The sequence below is a fragment of the Methanomethylovorans sp. PtaU1.Bin093 genome (assembly GCF_002067275.1).
Taxonomy (GTDB): Archaea; Halobacteriota; Methanosarcinia; order Methanosarcinales; family Methanosarcinaceae; genus Methanomethylovorans.
The window spans coordinates 1-21946 of the sequence record NZ_MVQX01000059.1 but is presented as its reverse complement, the minus strand read 5'-3'; the positions used below and the strand labels follow the sequence as shown (position 1 = coordinate 21946).

General features: G+C 44.4%; 23 protein-coding genes and 3 tRNA genes. 8 read left to right on the top strand and 18 right to left on the bottom strand.

The window, feature by feature from the left end; translation table 11 throughout:
• Positions 1-26: 26 nt before the first annotated feature.
• Entirely contained in the window at positions 27-311 is a 285-nt protein-coding gene (locus A4E24_RS06915; protein ID WP_292352553.1) for a ferritin, read from the bottom strand.
• 313 nt (positions 312-624) lie between these two features.
• Between A4E24_RS06915 and A4E24_RS06910 the strand changes: the two genes are divergently transcribed.
• A complete protein-coding gene (locus A4E24_RS06910) occupies positions 625-1410 on the top strand; it encodes a winged helix-turn-helix domain-containing protein (protein WP_292352552.1) in 786 nt (261 codons plus the stop codon).
• A 156-nt stretch (positions 1411-1566) separates the two neighbouring features.
• On the opposite strand, the gene A4E24_RS06905 is transcribed toward A4E24_RS06910, so the two are convergent.
• The 9 genes from A4E24_RS06905 to A4E24_RS06865 all read right to left on the bottom strand — a co-directional run bounded on the left by A4E24_RS06905 (position 1567) and on the right by A4E24_RS06865 (position 9032).
• Positions 1567-1651: transfer RNA gene (locus tag A4E24_RS06905), tRNA-Leu, on the bottom strand.
• Between the two features lie 80 nt (positions 1652-1731).
• Complete coding sequence (locus A4E24_RS06900) at positions 1732-3093, bottom strand: MATE family efflux transporter (protein WP_292352551.1); 1362 nt, start codon at positions 3091-3093, stop codon at positions 1732-1734.
• Between the two features lie 97 nt (positions 3094-3190).
• On the bottom strand, positions 3191-4549 hold the full coding sequence (locus A4E24_RS06895; RefSeq protein ID WP_292352550.1) for a deoxyribodipyrimidine photo-lyase: 1359 nt from the start codon (positions 4547-4549) through the stop codon (positions 3191-3193).
• Between the two features lies 1 nt (position 4550).
• Positions 4551-5072 carry a heme-binding protein gene (locus tag A4E24_RS06890; protein ID WP_292352549.1) on the bottom strand — a complete coding sequence of 174 codons (522 nt, stop codon included), beginning with the start codon at positions 5070-5072 and terminating at the stop codon, positions 4551-4553.
• A gap of 111 nt (positions 5073-5183) precedes the next feature.
• Positions 5184-5255 (bottom strand) — tRNA-Gly (locus A4E24_RS06885).
• Positions 5256-5409: 154 nt separating this feature from the next.
• The gene (gene uvrB, locus A4E24_RS06880) at positions 5410-7389 is read right to left on the bottom strand and encodes an excinuclease ABC subunit UvrB (RefSeq protein ID WP_292352548.1); all 1980 of its coding nucleotides are present in this window, start codon (positions 7387-7389) and stop codon (positions 5410-5412) included.
• 189 nt (positions 7390-7578) lie between these two features.
• Positions 7579-7899 (bottom strand): DUF131 domain-containing protein, encoded by a 321-nt coding sequence (locus A4E24_RS06875; protein ID WP_292352547.1) that lies wholly within the window; start codon positions 7897-7899, stop codon positions 7579-7581.
• Positions 7899-8144 (bottom strand): DUF131 domain-containing protein, encoded by a 246-nt coding sequence (locus A4E24_RS06870; RefSeq protein ID WP_292352546.1) that lies wholly within the window; start codon positions 8142-8144, stop codon positions 7899-7901. The genes A4E24_RS06875 and A4E24_RS06870 overlap by 1 nt, the downstream gene beginning before the upstream one ends.
• A 21-nt stretch (positions 8145-8165) precedes the next feature.
• Positions 8166-9032 (bottom strand): hypothetical protein, encoded by an 867-nt coding sequence (locus A4E24_RS06865; RefSeq protein WP_292352545.1) that lies wholly within the window; start codon positions 9030-9032, stop codon positions 8166-8168.
• 494 nt (positions 9033-9526) lie between these two features.
• Between A4E24_RS06865 and A4E24_RS06860 the strand changes: the two genes are divergently transcribed.
• The 3 genes from A4E24_RS06860 (at position 9527) to A4E24_RS06850 (ending at position 13431) form a co-directional block, all read left to right on the top strand.
• A complete protein-coding gene (locus A4E24_RS06860) occupies positions 9527-10765 on the top strand; it encodes a proteasome-activating nucleotidase (RefSeq protein ID WP_292352544.1) in 1239 nt (412 codons plus the stop codon).
• An 81-nt stretch (positions 10766-10846) separates the two neighbouring features.
• Positions 10847-10921, top strand: a tRNA-Glu gene (locus A4E24_RS06855).
• Between the two features lie 383 nt (positions 10922-11304).
• Positions 11305-13431 (top strand): ATP-binding protein, encoded by a 2127-nt coding sequence (locus tag A4E24_RS06850; protein ID WP_292352543.1) that lies wholly within the window; start codon positions 11305-11307, stop codon positions 13429-13431.
• 49 nt (positions 13432-13480) lie between these two features.
• Here the strand turns inward: A4E24_RS06850 and A4E24_RS06845 are convergent, their stop codons facing one another.
• Positions 13481-13606 carry a hypothetical protein gene (locus A4E24_RS06845; RefSeq protein WP_292352542.1) on the bottom strand — a complete coding sequence of 42 codons (126 nt, stop codon included), beginning with the start codon at positions 13604-13606 and terminating at the stop codon, positions 13481-13483.
• Between the two features lie 461 nt (positions 13607-14067).
• Between A4E24_RS06845 and A4E24_RS06840 the strand changes: the two genes are divergently transcribed.
• Positions 14068-14610, top strand: coding sequence for a peptide-methionine (S)-S-oxide reductase (locus A4E24_RS06840; RefSeq protein WP_292352541.1), 543 nt, complete (start codon positions 14068-14070; stop codon positions 14608-14610).
• Here the strand turns inward: A4E24_RS06840 and A4E24_RS06835 are convergent.
• Positions 14592-15407 carry an ABC transporter ATP-binding protein gene (locus A4E24_RS06835; protein ID WP_292352540.1) on the bottom strand — a complete coding sequence of 272 codons (816 nt, stop codon included), beginning with the start codon at positions 15405-15407 and terminating at the stop codon, positions 14592-14594. The genes A4E24_RS06840 and A4E24_RS06835 overlap by 19 nt on opposite strands.
• A gap of 233 nt (positions 15408-15640) precedes the next feature.
• Between A4E24_RS06835 and A4E24_RS06830 the strand changes: the two genes are divergently transcribed.
• Both A4E24_RS06830 and cbiQ read left to right on the top strand, forming a co-directional pair.
• Complete coding sequence (locus A4E24_RS06830) at positions 15641-16492, top strand: energy-coupling factor ABC transporter ATP-binding protein (RefSeq protein ID WP_292352539.1); 852 nt, start codon at positions 15641-15643, stop codon at positions 16490-16492.
• A 14-nt stretch (positions 16493-16506) separates the two neighbouring features.
• Positions 16507-17316, top strand: coding sequence for a cobalt ECF transporter T component CbiQ (cbiQ, locus tag A4E24_RS06825; RefSeq protein WP_292352538.1), 810 nt, complete (start codon positions 16507-16509; stop codon positions 17314-17316).
• Positions 17317-17492: 176 nt separating this feature from the next.
• Here the strand turns inward: cbiQ and A4E24_RS06820 are convergent, their stop codons facing one another.
• The 6 genes from A4E24_RS06820 to A4E24_RS06795 form a co-directional block, all read right to left on the bottom strand.
• On the bottom strand, positions 17493-17693 hold the full coding sequence (locus tag A4E24_RS06820) for a hypothetical protein (protein WP_292352537.1): 201 nt from the start codon (positions 17691-17693) through the stop codon (positions 17493-17495).
• Between the two features lie 324 nt (positions 17694-18017).
• Positions 18018-18335, bottom strand: coding sequence for a PDGLE domain-containing protein (locus tag A4E24_RS06815; protein ID WP_292352536.1), 318 nt, complete (start codon positions 18333-18335; stop codon positions 18018-18020).
• Entirely contained in the window at positions 18332-18982 is a 651-nt protein-coding gene (gene cbiM / locus A4E24_RS06810; RefSeq protein ID WP_292352535.1) for a cobalt transporter CbiM, read from the bottom strand. Before cbiM ends, A4E24_RS06815 begins: the two co-directional genes overlap by 4 nt.
• Positions 18983-19341: 359 nt before the next feature.
• A complete protein-coding gene (locus A4E24_RS06805) occupies positions 19342-19854 on the bottom strand; it encodes a shikimate kinase (RefSeq protein ID WP_292352534.1) in 513 nt (170 codons plus the stop codon).
• Between the two features lie 18 nt (positions 19855-19872).
• Entirely contained in the window at positions 19873-21234 is a 1362-nt protein-coding gene (locus A4E24_RS06800; protein WP_292352533.1) for a PFL family protein, read from the bottom strand.
• An 11-nt stretch (positions 21235-21245) separates the two neighbouring features.
• On the bottom strand, positions 21246-21524 hold the full coding sequence (locus A4E24_RS06795; RefSeq protein WP_292352532.1) for an ACT domain-containing protein: 279 nt from the start codon (positions 21522-21524) through the stop codon (positions 21246-21248).
• Positions 21525-21892: 368 nt separating this feature from the next.
• On the opposite strand from A4E24_RS06795, the gene A4E24_RS10765 reads away from it, so the two are divergent.
• Positions 21893-21946, top strand: a 54-nt coding sequence (locus A4E24_RS10765; protein ID WP_367121163.1) for a DUF5371 family protein, incomplete at its 3' end; no start/stop codon positions are given.

The window sequence follows — 21946 nt, the reverse complement described above, 5'->3', positions numbered from 1 at the left end:
CGCCCACACGCAATGGAAAAACGATTTTATTCTTCAAGGCTTGCTATGTCTGCCTCTTCGCTGAAAAGATACTCTTTCAGCTCCTTGGCAAAGTTCTCATCATGCTGCCTTATCCATTCCATGAGCATAGCTGCATGCTCTTTCTCTTCGTTGGCATTGTGTATCAGTATCTTCTTCAGGTTCTCGTCAGTGCAGGCATCTGCTCTCTGATTGTACCAGTCGACTGCTTCCAGCTCTTCCCTTAGTGAATCGATCGCTCTCGTCATATCCTGGGTCTTTGCTGATAACTTATTCCTGTCTTCGTGTATCATACTATCACCGATTTGAATATGAGTTTTCATAACATATACCTTTTGGGAGAAAGCTGGAATCTCTGAAGATACATTATATGAAACATAATGCTAAGAAAGATTGGCATTCTAATTTAAATGATCATATAAAGGAGAGGTTTGGGGTGTGGGAAGAAATTTAAACCTGTACGTTCAGTAATAGAAATTTAATTTATACGCAAAGATATTAAGTAGATTCATTTCATTTAGGTTAAATATTTTTGTTTACATCCACTATACTAAATATAAAGTGTTGCTCAATGAACAGTATTTTGCTTGTTAGGAGATGCTGCAAATGAAAAAAACGTTGCTTGACGTGATATTTGCTTCAGAGAAGAGAAAGGTTGTTCTCCTCTTGTTGAGGGATGGGGCAAAGGAAACGGAATACCTTCTCAAATGCTTGGATACTACTAGACAAGCACTACTTCCTCAGATGAAGGTACTTGAAAACCACTCTCTTATTTCCCACTATGCTGATACTTATGAGTTGACAACTATTGGAAAACTCATTGTTGAGGATATGAGTCCTTTACTATATAAAACTGAAGTTTTCGACAGTGACATTGATTACTGGGGAAGTCGTAATCTTGATTTCATCCCATCCTATCTCTTAAAAAAAATAGATCAGCTTAAGAACTGCGAAATAATAAATCCTTCTCTTACAGAATTATTTAATGTACACAAATCTCTTAACCCAAATTATGAAGTATCCCCTACTGTATATACAGTTACTACTATGCTCTACCCTAATTTTGATCCGATAGTCACAGAAATGCTTGAGAATAATGTTGATTTCCACTATATCGTTTCTCAAGAACTACTTAAACTGATAAGAACAGAATATCAAGAAGAGTTTTCAAAATTTATTAAGTACAAATCCTTCAACATGTATGTTTACAACAAAGAGATGAATTTTTTATACTTTACATTTGATAGTGTTCATTCTCTAATATGTGCGCTAAAAAATAATGGAGAGTTTGATAATAAGTTTATGTTATGTAGAGGTCAGAGTGTTGTCAACTGGGTAAAAGAGCTTTTTGATTACTACCTGAAAGATTCTACACCAATAACTGAAATTTAACTTCAGATCAAAAACCCATTTTTTCATAATAATTTAAGATATTGTAACCATAAGCGTTCAAAAATCGGAAGTAACTGTTTTTGCAATAGAACGGTGTTGCTTAATCCGGATTCTGGCGTGCAAAAAATTTGAAATGACCTTACAGAAAATTTCGCATGCGGGGGGTGGGATTCGAACCCACGAATTCCTACGAAACAGGGTCCTAAGCCCTGCGCCTTTGACCTGGCTGGGCAACCCCCGCACAAAAGGAATATGTTGTAAATAAGTACTTAACATATTAATATTGCGGAATCGGGCAAATATCAAGTCGTTTTCTGCAGGTTACTTGTAACTACACGACTTATTCTCCCCCTGTAGCTCCTTCAGTTCTTCGGCGAGCATGACCATCACTATGAAGAACATCAGGTAATCGGCTGCGGGGGTTGCGAGCCACACTCCTTTGAGCCCGAATACCATGGGCAATGTGAACAGAAGGGGTAGCAGGAAGATGAATATCTTGCCCAGGTGGATGAACAGGGCAGATCTTACCCGGTTTATGGACTGGAAGTAGGTGGCGTTCACAACCACCACACCCTGTACGATCAATGAAAGCACGAATATCCTCATGCCTCCCACAGTGACCTCAAGAAGAAGAGGATCACCCGGAGTGAAGAACTGCACCACTTTTTCAGGGAACAGGAAGAATACCAGAAATCCCAAAGCACCCACTGCTACACATGCAACCATTGCAAGTTTCAGGGTCCTGCACACTCTGTCATACAGACCAGCACCGTAATTGAACCCTATGATCGGCTGCACCCCCACTGCAATACCTTCGAACAGCATGTAGAATATGGAGAACGAATAACCCATTATCCCATAGGCTGATACGTCGGCATCAGAACCATATTGTAATAAAACGAAATTATGCGCAAAGAACAGTATGGACACCGACAGCTGCATGGCAAAGGAAGGCAGCCCTGCCTCCATTATTCTGTGCACGGTCTGTGGCTCGAACCTCAAATTCCTGAAACTGACCCGCAGACCTGCCTTGCTGCTAAAGAAATGCAGCATCAGACGAACCGCACTTACCGCGAAAGCTATTACCGTTGCAATAGCGGCCCCCGTGACGCCCATATCCATCCTCATGACAAATATATAGTCAAGCACCAGATTGGTCAATACGGAGACCACCATGATGTTCATGGCTATCATCGGATAGCCATCGTTCCTGACAAGAGGGTCAAGAGTGATGGTAAGCAGGAAGAACACAGAGCCAATGAGTACCACACGCAGATAATCGCCTGCCATGTCCTGTACAACTGCAGGCGCATCGAACAAACTTAAAAGCGGGTCGCCAAATGCAAGACCCGCTATTGTGATGACAGCAGCCACAACGAACACAAGAGGGAAAATATTGGCTACTATCTTCCCTGCCTTATACCTGTTGGACCTGCCAAGCTCAAGGGCCACCAGGCTGGAAGAGCCCATGCCCATCATCACAGCTACAGCAACAATGCACATCACCGCCGGAAAAGCCAGAGTGACGCCTGCAAGCCCCTGACTTCCCACACCATTGCCTATGAAATATCCATCGATTATGGTCTGCACACCAGCTACTATAATACCCATAATGGCCGGAAAAACAAATCTCTGGAAGAGCTTCCAGATGCTTTTCGAACGCAGTTCTTCTTCACTTACCATGTTTATCCTTTGAACAATTAACAGGCTATCTAACCAAACATCCAACTATTTAAAAGGTTGCACCAGGACATGACAGAGAAATGGTCTAAAAACCTTATCATACAGATCTGAACATTATAAGCGTTTTATCTTTCTCCGCCTTATGGTCTATCATTGCAGGAGGGTATCCAATATCCTTTGCTGGAATATGTTCCTCCAGAGCATGGATCTTCTCAGGACCCATGCCCCTTAGTTCAGGCACCCATTTTTTAATGTACTCACACTCAGGATCGAACTTCTGCTGCTGCAGCCAGGGATTGAATATCCTGAAATAAGGTGTAGCATCGGCACCTGTAGACGCTGCCCACTGCCAATTGCCATTGTTCACACATGGATCATAGTCCACAAGCTTTCGGGCAAAATATCGCTCGCCGCAGCGCCAGTCAATGTGCAGGTCCTTTACAAGGAAAGAAGCCACGATCATCCTTACCCTGTTGTGCATATAACCCGTGACATTAAGCTGCCTCATTCCAGCATCCACTATGGGAAAACCCGTTCTGCCTTCGCACCATGCCTTAAATCTTGCATGATCATTATCCCAAGGAAGCCCATCGAACTTTTCCCTGAAGGCTTGCCCGAATACCCGGGGATGCTCAGCAGCTAGCTGAATGAAGAAATCCCTCCAGTAAAGCTCGCTGATCAGAGTGTGGTCAGGTCCGAGCTGGTCCCTGAAAGAATGGTACACTTCCCGGATGGATACGGTCCCGAACCTGTTATGAGCCGACAGACCAGTAGTACCCATCCTGGAAGGAATGTTACGCATCCTGTCGTAGTCCATAAATCTGCTCAGATCGGACAGCACTTCCAGTGCATTGCTGCGCCCGCCGTGTACGAACAACTCAGGATTGTTGTGGTCGAATTCTGGAATGACATCAAGGGCATCCGGGACGTTTGAATTATAGAATTTGCCCTTTTCAACTGGCACTGGCACTTCCACCGGAAGCTTGCTGGCTGCCCTGAAGAACTGTGTGAACACCTGGTACACCTTCCCCTGCTGAGTCCTTACAGAACCTGGCACCTGCAGCGTTGCATCATGGAACTGATGGAACGTGGATCCATGCTCTGCGCACACCGTAGATATCGACCCATCTCTCCGAACACTGAACGGAGTATAGTCATGGTTCACAAAAACAGCATCTACCTTCTCTTCACCGATCAGCTTGACAATGATCTCATGCGGTAAGCCTGAAAACATATACAGCCTGCCGCCCAGTGCATTAAGTTGAGCTTCCAGGTCCTTGATAGACCCCAGCATGAATCGCAGGGCATTCTTACTGTATCTACCCTCCTGCAGCAATCTGGGATCAAAGATAAAACAAGGCAATACTGTGTGTGAAGAGTGAAGGGCCTGTATCAGTCCGGTATTATCATCAACACGCAGATCCCGCCTGAATATGAAAAGTGCTTTTTGATACATATCAATCTACCTCTATGGCTACCTCATTGTGACGCAGCATGGGAAGCACCCATGGCGGATCGTACTGCATCAAGAAGGCATTACCCTTCACAACAATACTTTCACGTTCTAAGATCTCAACAAGTTCATGCTTCTTCTGCATATACTTTCCTCTGTTGAGATGACCGGAAAAACGTATAGTTGCGATCTTACGAGGCTCTAACTCCCGGATAGTGATACGTTCATCCCTGGGATTCGGGACATTGTCCGCATAATAACCACTAGGAAGCACGAAAGACATCTGAAGTCCATTATCATTCAACACCGTTGTCACAGGTGTGGTCATACTTATCCTAATGCCTTCAGCGTTGCCCCCGAAAATGTAATTTGCAAGTATTGAGAAAGCAGTATTCTGATCCTTTGCATCAGTTGAAATAAGCGTTTGTTTTGGATATTGCCGTATTTCAACACCTTCTCCCAGAACCCTCAATACCGTATATTCGGCTGTCTCTGCGGATATGATATTTCCCCCTTTAATGTGCACAACTACAGGTATTCACTCCATCACAACAATACTATAGATATATCGGTGTTTGTACTTAAAGGACTGGAAAAAACAAAAAGGACATTTGCTTCGAAATAACAAAAAAAGTGATGCGCCAACCGGGATTCGAACCCGGGTTTAGGGCTTGGAAGGCCCCAGTCATAGCCGCTAGACCATCGGCGCTTAAGCAGCCTATACACGTCTTTTTATAATATAACATTTTCGCATCACCATTAAGGTTCGATACGAGCATAACATCAAGATCAAAGGCAAAAAACAAGTGCTTCTTCACTGTTAATGGACAGATCACAACTAAAAACTGAAAAACACTGTATATTCACAGTGAATAGCTTGTGCGCAGTTCTTTTATCATGTCGCGAAGTTCTGCAGCCCTCTCAAATTCCAGGTTCTTTGCAGCAAGATGCATCTCTGCTTCAAGATCAATGATCATACCGGCAACTTCTTTCTCCGACCTGTCCTCTGCCAGCACAAGAGCCTCCGGAACCACTGTATCGTCCACCTCTACAAGTTCACGCTGCAAGGCTTTCCTGATGGTTTGAGGGATGATCCCATGCTGTTCGTTGAATTCCATCTGCAGCTTGCGACGCCTGTTCGTTTCGTTCACAGCGCGCTCTATAGAGCCTGTGATATTGTCAGCGTACAATATGACCCGGCCTTCAGCGTTCCTCGATGCCCTGCCGATGGTCTGGATAAGAGACCTTTCAGATCGCAGGAACCCTTCTTTATCTGCATCCAAGATGGCAACCAGCGCAACCTCAGGGATGTCCAGCCCTTCACGGAGGAGGTTTATGCCCACAAGCACATCGAAATCACCCTTGCGAAGGCTGCGAATGATCTCAGTTCGTTGAATGGTATCGATATCCGAATGCATATAGCGCACCCTGACACCCAGCTCATGCAGGTAGTCAGTGAGTTCCTCAGCCATTCGTTTGGTAAGAGTGGTAACAAGTGTCCTGTAACCCTTTGCAGTCACCCTGGACACCTCCCCGATAAGGTCATCCACCTGATTCTCCACGGGGCGAATAGTTATCTGCGGATCCACAAGCCCGGTGGGACGAATGATCTGCTCCACCACGGACTTGCTCATCTCCACCTCGTATTCAGCGGGAGTGGCAGAAACGTAAATGACAGTATTGATATGCTTTGCAAATTCATCGTATTTGAGAGGCCTGTTGTCCAGAGCCGAAGGCAGCCTGAAACCGTATGTTACAAGTGATTCTTTTCTGGCCCTGTCTCCGTTGTACATACCTCTGATCTGAGGAATGGTAACATGGGACTCATCGATCACCATCAGATAGTCCTCAGGGAAGAAATCCAGGAGTGAAGAGGGTGGTTCTCCGGGTTTTCTGCCATCAAAATGCCGCGAATAGTTCTCTATACCGCTGCAATAGCCTAATTCTTTTATCATTTCCATATCGAACTTCGTTCTCTGCTCCAGACGCTGTGCTTCAAGCAGCTTGTTCTCAGCCCGCAGTCTGGCAAGCTGTTCCTGGAGTTCCTCCTCAATTTCTACAAGCGCCCTGTCTATGTATTCCTGAGGCATCACGAAATGCTTTGCAGGATATATTGCCAGGGTCTCCCCCTTGCCCAGCTCTTCCTGGACCTTGCCTGTGAGAGGCTCGAAATACGCTATTCTGTCGATCTCGTCTCCGAAAAGTTCTATCCTTATACCCCGCTTCTCCTGAGCCGGGAATATTTCTATAGTATCGCCCTTTGAGCGAAAGGTGCCCTGTGAAGGTTCTATATCATTGCGCTCATACTGGATATTGATAAGGTCCGCAAACAAAGCAGAACGATCTATTTCCTCCCCCACAGTGAGCATCACGGTCATAGCACGCCATTCCTGTGGCGAGCCCAGGCTGTATATACAGGAAACGCTTGAGACCACGATCACATCTCTGCGCTCCAGCAGGGACCTGGTGGCAGACAGGCGCAACCTTTCGATCTCGTCATTGATGGAAGCATCTTTTTCAATATATGTATCCGTAGTGGGAAGATAAGCTTCAGGCTGGTAATAGTCGTAGTAACTGACGAAGTATTCAACAGCATTGTTCGGAAAGAACTCTCTGAACTCAGAGAACAATTGTGCTGCAAGGGTCTTGTTATGCGCTATCACAAGAGTTGGCCTCTGCACGTTCTGGATCACGTTAGCTATTGTGAACGTCTTACCCGAACCTGTAACACCCAACAAGGTCTGGTGTTTCACTCCTTTGTCAATACCTTCAGTGAGCCTGGATATGGCCTCCGGCTGATCACCTTTCGGGGAATATTCAGACACTAATGTGAAAGGACGCATATTTTCGCTGTATCTTAGTACAGGAGTATAAAAGTATGCATGCTTAAAGTGTGATAAGGTTTTCACACTGGAACAGAACAGACAAAAGTGTCCACTAAAAAAACATGATCACATATTTTCAGTAAATATGTGGAAGCTTGTGAACAGATAAGATCGTATGACTCCGTCGATCCAATACATATAGAAGATTCACCTGAAAAGGAAAAAAGCCATGAGCATCAGAACTATGGCAAGCAGTATGAGGGTCTGCGCACTTTTACTGTCCGTACCAAGGATGATAGGTAGCGGGCCTAACATAATTATACCGGCGCCTCGCACCTCTGGCCTTGCGGATACACCTTCAGGACCCTTATGGACATGTTCACTGTCATCACTTGTCTGATACCGTGCAGTGGTATATCCTTGTTCACTACTGCCTTCAACTGAAGACATTGAAGTACCGATCAGGACCAGAATAGAACCGATGAACACAGACAATATCCCCATGGAGATCAGAACTTGCGCTATCATCACATTTTCCTCCGGATGAAAATGTATATGAGGAACATAAAGAACCCTATATGAAGCATAGAAGTGGTGATCTGGGGAGAAGAACCAAAAGCTATTGGGATCGGACCGATCAGTATAAGCCCACCCAAGCCTCCGGTGTCGCTGTCACTATGCATGGTGGAAAAGAAAAAACCTGCAAACAGCAGCATGACCCCTATGGATATCAGATAGTATCCGACCCTGATAATGTTTCTGGAGGATGCCATAAGAAATAGTAGAGTCTATAGTTAGATCATATTCTGGTGAGGAATGCCCTGATACGCCTGAAGGTCTGCAGGTTCATCAGAAATATACATGTATTCCCGCTGTGTTCTGTTACCTCTGCGCTCAAGAAGCCCCTTGCCGAACATGCGGGAAAGGTACGTAGACACAGTGCTGAGCTTTATAGGACCGTATATTTTCTCGTAGTGTTTCTGTACGTCCTGTGATGAGAACCAGATGCGCGGATATTCATATTTCAGGAACAGTTCCAGTCTTTCGTTGATAGTGAGCTTAGTATCTCCGACCCGTTCCTGGAAAGAAGGTGTTTTGCGTGCCGGAGGTGCCTGTTGTTCTTGCCTGCTGCCCAGTGGCTCGTGTGATGACTGTTGTGGCGTGTTATTCACTGGTATATACTGGTTCACAGGTGATGTATTAGGAGATTGGGATGGAGCCCCGTATTGAACCAGTGGAGGCTGGAAGTAGTTTAGATGAGCTGGAGGTACCATTTGCTGGTACTGCGGATACAGCGTATATGGATATGCCAAAGGTTGCTGTGGTGAGAAAAACTGCGGTGATACAGGTTGTATAACAGTTTGTGGTGCCATAAGAGGCATCTGGAATACCTGTGGAGATTGTTGATAAGGCTGTGAAACTGCCTGTGGTGAAGATTGTGAAGTAGTTTGTTGACAAGAAGAAGTGTCATAACTAGCTACAGAAGCAGAAGAAGGTCCTGACGCCTGGACTTTCTTCCCTGTGAACGACTCTATGAATGAGACCAGGCATTTTTGCCATTCATCCCCTGTAAATTCAACATTTACATGCGTCCCGTCTTCATCTGTTATTTCGAGCCGGACCTTCATTATTCTGCCTCTGTGCCTTGTGCATCCATTCATCCCCTCAGATCGATGGATCCACGAACCATATATCCCCTCAGACAATGGTTTTTAGCTTGATCGTTTGTACCCACAGAACACCAGATTGGTTTTCAGTGCTTACAATGATATACATATTACTAATAATATATAAATATTGTGCTATTGTGGGTGTGTTCAATTGTCTGCAACACAATTAAAGCATGAATAAAGCTTTATTTAGCTAAATAAGCTATAATTCATCCAATTAATTGTACCACATAAATAGATAATGTGAACTTGATAGATAAAGGTTTCTTTCCATTTTCCAGTGGAAACAAAGGGGTTGTCTTTTTACGTCTGAAAACTGTATTTATGCCCTGAAATTAACTTAATACATCACATTACAGATCATATTTACTATTTGCCCTTCACAATAGAACACGTCTGTGAAAGCAAAATGAAAAGGTTTGAAACACAATATCGAATTGTACTTCGGTCGGATTTATATCAAATGATGACCATAGGGGCGTCTTATGACGAACACGAGCGCAGATACTCCCGTTGACACCGGCTCATCCAGAAGCAAAGGCCGGACAGAATTTGAGAACCTTAATAAAGAAGATGTAAGGTCACTGCTCAACGAGATAGAACTGCTGAAAGTCAACAACGAGAACATGCGGGCAAAGCTGCTTGAAGCCAGCATGATGAACAACTCCTACATAGAAGAGATCAGCAAGCTCAAGAAACAGGTCGAGCACCTTACAACACCTCCTTTATTCATTGCCAGTGTCATGGAGATCGAAGACAATATGGTCCTGATAAGGCAGCATGGCAACAATCAGGAAGTAATGACAAAGATTCCTCCTGCCCTTTATGGAAAACTCGAACCCGGAATGAGAGTTAGCGTAAACGGAGCCTTTTCTATTATATCTATCATACGCAAAGGCACTGATATCAGAGCGCAGGTAATGGAACTTATCAATTCCCCGGGAATAGACTATGATATGATAGGAGGGCTGGATGAAGTCATCAAAGAAGTTATCGAGTCGGTCGAGCTTCCGCTGACAGAGCCTGAACTGTTCTCCAAAATCGGCATAGAGCCACCAAATGGTGTTCTACTGTATGGCGCACCGGGTACCGGGAAGACCTTGATAGCAAAAGCTGTCGCTTCCAGTGCCAAGGCGACGTTCATCCGCATGTCAGGTTCTGATCTCGTACAGAAGTTCATCGGCGAAGGGGCCAGGCTTGTCAAAGACGTATTCCAGCTTGCCCGCGACAAATCTCCTTCAATCCTTTTCATAGACGAGATCGATGCTGTGGGAGGTATGCGCACCCATGACGGAACGACCGGCTCAGCCGAAGTTAACCGCACTATGCTGCAACTGCTTGCGGAAATGGATGGGTTCGATGCTACAAAGAACGTGAAGGTTATCGCCGCAACGAACAGGATAGATCTTTTAGACCCGGCGCTCTTACGTCCCGGCAGATTTGATAGGGTAATAGAGATACCTCTGCCTGACATGGAGGCACGTGTGGAGATATTGAATATCCACACCCGCAAGATGAAACTTGCAAATGATATCGATTTTGACAAGCTTGCCAAAATTACTGCCGGGCTGAGCGGTGCTGACCTTCAGGTAATTACCAAGGAAGCAGGTATGTTCGTCCTGAGGCGCCGTGGAGAACAGGTCACCATGAAGGATATGATGGATGCCTACGAGAAAGTGGTCTCCGAAGAAGAAACAGCCACTCCGCAAGGTATGTTCGCATAAGACATACCTCATTTATCCAGAACGAAAAGTTAATATCCGTTAAGTGTATTGTGGATATGCTGTCAAAGCAAATACCGCAATGCTCCGATAGTGTAGCACGGCCAATCATGCAGGACTCTCACTCCTGCGACTGGGGTTCGAATCCCCATCGGAGCACTATTAATTTTTAAGAGGCTGTGGAAAGCAAATGAATCTGTTTTTGAATTAAAGTGTTGAAGTTAGAACTTTGGATCAGATCTTGTTGTGACCTATCCGCCGTAGTAACTTATTACAAAGCAAGAACCATTTTCCGCAAATATATGAAATAACGTGACAGTTAACATATATGCAATAGAGAAGCTGCATCTTTGAACAAACCTTAAGAAAGGTTCTTGCTACCGGGCAATTGAAGATCCATCTTTTCCAATAAAATATCAGTGACGGAGGAATTAGCCAGTAGCAAACTTTAAATACACATAGAAAATATATAATACTACTTCAATAAAAGGCACCGATGACAGATCCGGACTAAATGATCGAAAGAGTTTAAAAGAGGCTTCATGAACATTGGAAATAAGACGCTGGCAATCATCGGGATAACATCGATCCTTCTATTCCTTTTTATCAGCCTTATTGTTACCCAGATAGTGCAGAATAGTTTCAACCAGATAGAAGAAGATGAAGCAACCAAAAGCCTGGAAAGGGCAAAAAAGATACTTTTTTTAGAGGTCGCTAGGCTGGATATGCTTGCAAGCGACTGGGGCGAATGGGATAGTACATACTATTTTGTCAAAGGAAAATATCCTGATTATCCTGAAGTGAATCTTGGTACAGGATCACTTGAAAATCTCCATACAAATATGATGCTGTTCTTCAATTCATCAAATCAGCTACTTTATGGTGAGGCGGTTGACTTAGATACGGGCGGATCTGCAGAAGTATCTGCAGATCTGGTGGAGTATATTGCTTTACAGAATGAAGTCTTATCCTACTCCGTACCTGATGAAAGGGTATCAGGGATCATAAATTCTCCTGAAGGCCTCTTATTGGTCAGCTTTCAGCCAATTAAAAAAAATGACTATGATGGAACTATTGCTGGAACATTGGTCCTTGTGCGGTTTTTGAACCCCGCATTAATTGAAAAATTTGAAGATACTATAGACTTATCGATTGAAATGATTCCTTTCGATAAAGCAAGCACTTCAAATGCAAGCTATATTTCGACAAATAAACTGAGCAATGATTATTTGATCGCATCCGTTCTGTTGGACGATGTTTACGGAGAACCGGTCCTCTCATTAGATGTTGAAATACCAAGAGATGTTCATGATCTCGGCACTAGCACTGCCAAATATCTGTACTTTATCATACTCCTTATTGCATTGACCTATAGTATAGTGCTGGTCATAGCCATCGATAGATCAGTAATATCGCGTCTATCCAAACTGGATAACAGCATTAATGCCATTGCAGTTACCGGGAACAATTCATCTCGCATAAAGATAGATGGTAACGATGAGATCACCAATCTTGGTAATAATATAAATGAAATGTTGAGATCCCTCGAAAATAAAGAGAATCTATTTGAAGCAACCATCGAGTCAAATGGTGATGGGATCATTGTAGTTGATAACGACAAAAAAGTCATTGTCATGAATTCAAAATTTGCCGACATGCTCGACCTGCCACCGGATATGAGAACTGGTAAGGACTTATATACAATATTAGATCACACCCTCTCCAGAACAAACAATGCAGATGAACTGAACCTGAAAGTAAGATCCATATTAAATACCTCTGATTCCAACAGAGACATTTTGCATTTCAAAAACACATACTATTATGAATGGTATTCAAGCCCGTTCATCAAAAATGGAATAATCAATGGAAGGGTTTTTTGTTTACATGATATAACTGAGATGAAAGAAATAGAAGGATCACTGCGTGAGGCAAATGTTGTCGCTGAAACCTCTAATCGGACAAAGAGCGAGTTCCTTGCCAATATGAGCCATGAACTCAGAACACCGCTTAATTCAGTTATAGGCTTCTCAGAGGTTCTACTAGAAGGGAACAGTGGTTCTCTTAACGAGAAGCAGACACGATATCTGAAGAATATTTCGAAGAGCGGGAAGCATCTGTTAACTATAATCAATGATATCCTGGACATATCTAAAATTGAATCTGGAAATATGCACATACACAAGGAAAACATTTCTGTTAAAAATCTCCTTGAGGACATGTTTTCCAGCATGCAACCTCTGGCAGCTGAAAAAGAAATAGTGATGAAAGTTTCTTTTGGTCCTGACCTCGACTATATACAGGCGGATAAAGGAAAGATCAAACAAGTATTGTACAATCTTATCGGCAATGCGCTTAAGTTCACAGAACATGGTGGTTCTGTGACCATCAGTGCAAAAGTGAATGGAGACATGGCATACATATCTGTGGAAGACACTGGTATTGGGATCTCCAGAAAGGACCAGGAAAAACTATTCAAACCTTTCACTCAGATAGACTCATCCATATCCAGAAAATACGAGGGTACAGGTCTTGGACTTGCGCTTTCTAAGGAACTTGTTGCCCTCCATGGAGGTAAGATATGGGTTGAAAGTGAACCGGGCAAAGGCAGTACATTTACCTTCACGATCCCCATAAATGGATCTCAGCCAAGTGGCAACCTTGTTTAGAAAATAAGAGGAGTTACATCAATTTTTTTGCTATGTTCCGGCTTTAAGCCTATTCACCCCCTATGGAACTGCTGAAGAACCCGAGCAGTTCACTGTTAAGTGAAGTTCCATATATCTTGAACTTCCGGGATAATAACCTTAGACCAACTGGCTCTATGGTGAACCATTCGCTCATTGAAAAATCAGTATTGAATCGGTTATTGCTTTAGGGAAGTGAGGAGGTATGGAGTATACCTCCCCTATGGATTTAAACCCCAGTCCTGACAAAGATCTGGGATGAGGTATGAAAGCACATTCACATATATAAATAAACTCTTCAATAATTCCAAGAAAGCTTGTGTTATTCCATAAACAATTAAGATAATCGTTGGTTTGTTGCAATGGAGTGATGATCAAAAAACAAAGAAACTTGTGCTTAATTGGCTGGCCCTGTCTCATTATCAGGGATACCTATAAAAACCATTTGAGATCACAGCTCATTCTGGATGTATCTTCTGCTGGCAGTACGTTTTAATTTAACTGAGGAAAAAGATTATTATATTTAGTTATTTATAACTATTTATGAGTTCAATAATTCAGACCCCTCAGAGAAGGTTCACGAGATCTGAACATCAGTGATAGAACAGGAGCAGAAAAATGAATAAGCTTGAAAATGCCCCCATGAATGAATACGAGATCGCAACCTTTGCTCTTGGAGCATCCTGGAAAGTAGAGGCAGTATTTCGCAACAAGGCCAGAGGAATAATTGCTACTGCCACAGGGTATACGGGCGATGAAGTACAGTACCCCCGACTTGAAAGAGGAACAGAGAACAGAAAAGAGCTTGTAGAGGCTGTGCAGATAGTATTTGACCCAAAAATAGTTCCCTATGAAAAGTTACTGGAACTGTTCTGGGAATTACATGACCCGACATACGCATTGAGATCTGATGAAAATAGTGGTCATTCTGCATCCATCATATATTGTCATTCAGAAAAACAGAAAGAAAAGGCAATTATTTCCAGAAGGAGATTTGAAAGGTCTGAGAAATCCAAAGATCGAATTGACGTACATATCCTGCCGGCCACACATTTTTTCAAGCAAGAGAAGGAAACACCCAAAGCTAACCACAATAATGGAAAGGTAACGAACATTAACAAAAACTTTCCCAAAAAAAGCCTTCAACACCATGCACGGTAATACCCGTCTGCGCTCTGCACCTCTACCGGCAATCCGAACAACATTGATAGATTGGAAGAGGTCAGAATTTGCTCTTTTGGTCCGTCCATGAAGATCCTGCCATCTTTGAACAGGATCACCCTTTCTATTTCCGGAATTATGTCCTGAAGATTGTGTGTCACAAGGATCATGCTTTTTCCAGCACCGGCAATTCTGCGTATCAGTTCCCTGAACTTGTGAAGACTGTGCAGATCAAGACTATTGGCAGGTTCGTCCAGCACCAGTGCCAGAGGATCATGCACCAGCGCTCTTGCGATGAGGACCCTCCTTGCCTCGCCTGTGGACATATGAGAGATGGTTTGGTCTCGAAGATGGGATATCTCCAGCAGGTCCATTACTGCCTGAACTATGCACTTCATCTCATAGGTGACATGATGGTTAGCGTAAATACCAATACTGCTAAAGAAACCCGATAACACTGCCTCATAACCGCAAATATCCCGGGTATACTCCTGCTGCAGGTCGCCTGAGACTATGCCCAGCAAGCTTTGAAGGTCGGACACATCCCACCTTTCTTCCCCCATGATGCGGCATACAAGACCAGAAGAACTGGCCAGTGGCCTGTATTCTCGGGTAATGGTCTTGATGAGAGAGGATTTTCCAGAGCCATTGGGACCAATAATAGCAACGTTCTCACCTACATCTATCTGGAGGGAAAGAGAATCAAGGATCCTTCGCCCATCACGGGCAACGGTGACATTCCTGAAATCGATCAAAGGCTGCTGGCGGTTTCCTGAACGAATGGATGTATCCTGCATGATATAGCATATCTAAGGGAACCCTTGTATAAAAACAATATCCGTTCATGGATTTTCATATAGGGCCTGGTTCTTTTCACTTACCACCATATATAAATATGTAGCATATTATTGCATATCGATCACGCTTAAAGTAATAAGATAGCATATATTCCTCATACTATAGCGATCATTTCTGAAATGGAGCAATAGAACAAAACGAGTCACATGCAAGAAACATTAACAAAGACAACATGAGATCCACTACACCTATCATAGAGCTCAGGGGTCTGTCCTATTCCTACGGAAACAGCAAGGTAGAGGCACTTAAGGATATAAACCTGAAAATATACGCCGGAGAAAAAGTGGCCTTCCTGGGAGCCAACGGTGCTGGAAAGTCCACATTGTTCAAACACCTGAACGGTATCCTCAAACCAAACTTAGGAGAGGTGCTTGTCCATGAAGAGCCCATATCGAAAAAGAACATATCGAAGGTGCGCCAGACAGTAGGGATCGTCTTCCAGAATCCTGATGATCAGATCCTCGCGCCCACAGTGGAGCAGGACGTAGCATTTGGTCCTGTGAACATGGGCCTGTCCGAAAAAGAGGTTGATTCGAGGGTAAGGGAAGCCTTGGAACTTGTGAATATGGCGGGACTTGAGGACAGGTCCCCGCACCATCTTAGCGGCGGTCAGAAAAAACGTGTTGCTATCGCCGGTATCCTGGCTATGCGGCCAGAGGTCATAGTGCTGGACGAACCTACGGCAGGACTTGATCCCAGGGGAGCTGAAAACATAATGGCTGTCATTGAGAAGATGAACCGTGACCTGGGAATAACGATAATACTGTCAACTCACGATGTTGACATGGTACCGCTTTTTGCTGACAGGGTCTTTCTGATGCACCACGGCAGGATAGAAGCGCAGGGTACTACAAAAGAAATATTCAAACAACCGGGACTGCTGGAACATGTGCATCTGCGAATGCCCAGGATAGCAGGAGTGTTCGAACTGCTCAGGGCTGAAGGTCTTGATGTGGAAACAAAGGTCACAGCTGCGGATGCCAGGGATGAGATATTGAGGCTGTTGAACGCACCCAGGGAATGAGAGAAGGCAATTAAATGGAGATAACGCTTACAGATATTGAAAAAGAAGCGTATAAGGATAGTCCGGTGCATCGCCTTGACGGTCGTGTAAAACTCCTTGCAGTGATCATAATAATACTATTCACTGTAAGCCTGCCCCGGGTACACGACGAGAACCTGACACGCCTGGCCTTTGTGGAATTGTACCTCATTGTTCTAATGGCCCTGGCAAAACTGAATCCTGTGTATGTGATCGTCCGTTTCCTTGCAGTGCTGCCCTTCGGGCTGGGCATTATCGTGATCCAGCCTTTTGTGAGACAGCCTTTCTTTGATTCTTTTACGGAATATCCCCTTGATCTGCCACTGGGGCTTACAGTGACCTACGAAGGTCTGGACTTTGGCATAACACTGCTGGCAAAGTTCATTGTATGTGTAAGTGCCATAATACTGCTTTCTTCAACCACGAAGATGCACGATATCGTGGGAGCCGCAAGACAGCTGGGCATTCCAAAGGAAATAGCATTGCTGCTTACCATGATGGTCAGGTATCTGTTCCTGTTCTGGAGCGTGCTCAAACGTATCCGCACCGCTCAGAAGTGCCGTTTGTTCAACGTCTGGAATAAAAAGGTCCGCCGTATGTGGATACTGGAACAGATAGGATATACCATAAGTTCTATTTTTATAATGGCCTATGAACAGGGAGAAAGAACATACATAAGTATGCTGTGCCGGGGATATGGACAGAACGGTAATGTTCAAATACGCAAAAAAGACCTGAAGATGTCGGATATGCTGTTTTCAATTACCACGCTCTCAACACTTGTTGCATCCTATTTTGTCGGATAGGGAGAAATATAGTATAAAAAAGAAAGATTCTTTAGGATACCTATCAAAATCAGTATTTATGGGTTAGAACTGGAAATATATACTAACATCATGCAACACGATCTGTAATATTTTCTAAATTTTAAGCATTTTTCATCGTTGATGAGAAATACAAATAATCCTTTTGAGAAACTGTGTTAATTGTTCAGATCAGACTGTTTCAGAGATATGTATGCTATGTATACACTTGTGATCACTGCAATGACAATTAAAGCGATCAAGTAACGAATGAAAAAATCGTTCCAGTAAGCACCAATAGCAACGCCGATGGAGAGAAGTGCAAGTTTGAATATCCCTATTTGCCACCAGGTGAATGTATACGATTGGAATAGCTGCATGTATATTTCTTGTATACCATTGTTATATAAAATATTTGTCTCTATGGCTCTATAGAAAAACTGTACCTTAACTGAACCAAAAGAGCTCACAGAGAACACAGATAATAAGAACTGATACAAAGTAGCTTTTCTACAAATAAAAAAAGGAGAAAAATGGGTTCTGTAGAAATCTTCACGCTACAATCCCAACTATGGGCAGATGCAACCACAGAGTACACAGAGTTCACGGAGATGAATAAATATTGCCATCCTCTGTGTTCTCTGTGAACTCAGTGGTTAAAACATAATATGTATGTTTTCTACAAAGCCGAAAAATGAGAAACTTCACTTCTTGATGATCTTGCCCAGGCCATAACTTATACCCAGCACAAGCAGAGTGCCAGCAACAATAGCAGCTACCTCACCGGATTTGCCCATTCCCTCTATACCATAGTCAGGCATCGGGGAGGAGAACACTGATCCTGCTTCTTCCATCTCTGCAAGTTTTTCCTCGCTTACAACTCCTCCTGCAGCACTTTCCAGACCATCGGGGTCAGGAGATGCAAGGAAGGGAGCGAGTACAGCGAGTATAAGAGCTATAACTATGCCTGCATAAAGGAACTTCATGTTGGACCTGCCGCTGGCGGCTACATTGCTGCTCATGCTTTTACACCTCTTGCAAGTGACTTGTTCTCCAGGAGGTCAGGCCTTGAGCTTGCAATCGCGGTGATCGCAACAGCGGTGATGAGACCTTCGCCTATGAGCCCTATGATGAAATGATAGGTACCCATGGCAACCAGCCCTGGCACCAGGGGGAAAGTGCCTGCAAGGTACATCTGTACCGCACATGCAAGAGCCGACACCAGCAGACCAAGCCATGCGCCTACGAAAGCTGATATCTGAAGGCTGAGCCTGGACTTCATGAGGGCAGAGAACGTATAATAGCCTACGAACCCTGAGATGACACCCATATTGAGAATGTTAGCGCCCATGGTAGTAATGCCACCGTCAGCAAACACGAAACCCTGCACCAGCAGTACAAGGGTCAGCACAAGTACGCCAGCCCAGGGACTTGCGAATATGATCGCAACTAATGTGGCTCCCACCATATGGCCACTGGTACCCATACCTATAGGGATGTTCAGTGCCTGAATGGCAAATATGCCTGCGGCAAGGGCGGCAAGTATGGGAACTTTCGTGTCGTCCATTTCTTTTCCTGCCCACCTGATGGACATAAAGATAAAAGGCAGCGCTATTATCCAGTAGATGATAGCCTGAGAGAGAGGTATGAATGAATCAGGTATATGCATATTATTCCTCCAATAATATTAAAGTATGAATATTGATAATTTTCGTAACACTTTTGATTCATTATTTTGCTATATATAACTGATGGTAACAACTATACAAAAAATAATAGCAACAAAAATACACTATTAAAAAGAACAATAGAGAATCCCTATAAACCTCTTTTTTGATCTATCTACACAATTTTTTATCAACGCAAAGGCGGTAAGAAGCTAAGGCTCAAAGAAGAGAATAACAAGCTTTGCGTCTTTGAGTTAAAAATGATCCGTAATGACAAATGCCTGTGGATACAGATGATATGTATCCCTTTAGCAGGCAAGCATCCGTAGATCCCGGATATTGAAAGAAAAAAGAACATATGTCACTTTTCAGGTGCATAACGGATGGCTTCCACTATTTTAGCGGCTACCGAACTGACAGTATCCCTGTCGCCTATATCAATGCTCATATCAGCATATTTCTGATAGAGAGGGAACCTTTCGGCAAAAAGTTTCTCAAAGCTTCGGCCTTTTAGACCTACGATACCCCGCGAGTCCTGATTATTGATCTGCTGTTTGACCCTTGAGAGAGGAGTGTGCAGAAATATGATGATCGTCCGTTCTTTCAGGCGATCCATTGCCTTGTCGGAATATACTATGCTGCCCCCGGGAGATATGACAATCCCATCACCGATGCTAAGGCCAAGAACAACTTTCTCTTCCAGTTGTACCAGAGCTTCATCCCCTTTGGTATCTATAATATCCTGAAGAGGAAGCCCCGCCTTTTTCCTGACCAACTGATCGATGTCCACAAAGTCATATCCGAGTATCCGGGCAACTTCCCTGCCTATGGAAGTTTTTCCTGAACCTGGCATCCCGATCAATGTGATGTTCATGGTATCATACCTGCCAGATCAGTTGTTAAGGGCCTGTATGGGAGCAGGTATCTTTCCACCCCTTGAGATGAATTTTTCCGAACTGAAACGGTTAACTGGCATTACAGGCGCCCTTCCCAGAAGACCGCCGAACTCCACCTCATCACCTACTTTTTTACCGGGCACGGGTATAAGACGCACCGCTGTGGTCTTACAGTTGATCATGCCTATTGCCATTTCATCTGCTATGATGGCAGATATCGTAGAGACGGGAGTATCTCCCGGCACGGCTATCATGTCGAGACCTACGGAGCACACACTGGTCATGGCCTCAAGCTTCTCCAGGCTCAGGGAACCGTCCTGCACAGCCCGGATCATGCCAGCATCCTCGCTGACGGGAATGAAGGCACCGCTTAAGCCGCCTACAGAGGAGGAGGCCATAGAACCGCCTTTCTTAACCGCATCGTTCAGCATGGCAAGGGCTGCAGTGGTCCCGTGGGTACCGCATCTCTCAAGACCCATGGCCTCGAGTATCGCAGCCACACTGTCACCGACTGCAGGGGTGGGTGCCAAGGAAAGGTCCAGTACGCCGAACTGTGCATTGAGGCGGGACGATACTTCGCGCCCCACCTTTTCGCCCATGCGTGTGATCTTGAAAGCTGTTTTCTTGATGGTCTCCGAGATCTCGTTCAGCGTGGGGTCCTTGAGAGCCCGGACCGCGGCATTAACGACCCCAGGACCGCTGACACCTACATTGATCGCACAGTCGGCTTCGCCCACACCGTGGAACGCCCCCGCCATGAAGGGGTTGTCCTCGGGGGCGTTGGCAAATACAACGAGCTTGGCGCATCCTATACCACCCCGGTCTGCCGTAAGGGTGGCGGTCTGCTTGATCACATTGCCCATAAGGGCCACAGCATCCATGTTTATTCCGGCATTGGTGGTTGCTACGTTGACAGAAGAACAGACCTTCTCTGTGGTGGCGAGGGCCTGAGGGATGGAGCTGATGAGCCGCATATCACCTGGAGTGATGCCTTTGTGCACAAGGGCGCTGAAACCGCCGATGAAGTTCACACCGACCTTGGAGGCTGCTTTGTCCAGGGTCTCTGCGATGGACACATAATTATCGCATTTGCATGCCTCTGCCACGATAGCAATGGGGGTCACTGATATCCTTTTATTGACAATGGGCACACCGTAGAGGCGCGAGATTTCATCTGTGACCGGTACAAGGTCCTTTGCATAGGTGGTGATCTTTTCATAGATATTCGAGTTGAACTCATCTATGTCCGGATGACTGCAGTCCCGCAGGTTTATACCCATGGTGACCGTGCGGATATCGAGGCTTTCGGTGGTGACCATCTGGATGGTCTCAAGTATCTCTTCGGGATGGATGAGCATGCTTTCACCCTTCAGATCCTGTGCATGCAGGTGAAGGCATCTTCGTGCTGTACTTTGACCTCCACACCCAGCCGCCGGCCTTCTTCGGTCATGCTGTTCTGGAATGCGGACAGGTCGAAGGTCGCATCCTTTACCTCTGCCAGCATGATCATTGTGAAGAGGTCCTGCATGATGGTCTGACTGATGTCCACTATGTTCACGTTATGTTTGGCCATTACTGCAGTAATGCCGGCCACTATGCCTACTCGATCGATACCTATAACGGTAATAACAAAACGGCTTGAGCTCATGGTAATGCACCTGCACGACACAGGAAAATCAATGGATGTTCAACTACTGATTGGATTAAGTAGTTTGCGCAGATGTGCACATAAATGAGAGGTGGTAAAAGGTGATATTTTCACCTAACAAAATGCATTTATGGCATAAAATTCCATAATGATTGGTTTTAGAGTGGAATTCTGTTCCGTATGAAAACATTTTATTCGCATTATTGAAATTATATACAAATAAAATTATATTTACTTTATTCTTTATATACACGGTATCTTAGGCCCCGGATCATAACACAAAGTTTTTATATTGCAGAATTTATGATTATAATGATGATGAAAACATGCAATCGCATGTATAACTAAAACTCTATCAGGAAGATATAATGGTGAAAATCGTACACGCTCAGACCGTGCTGACAGAAGAAGAACTTGAAGCT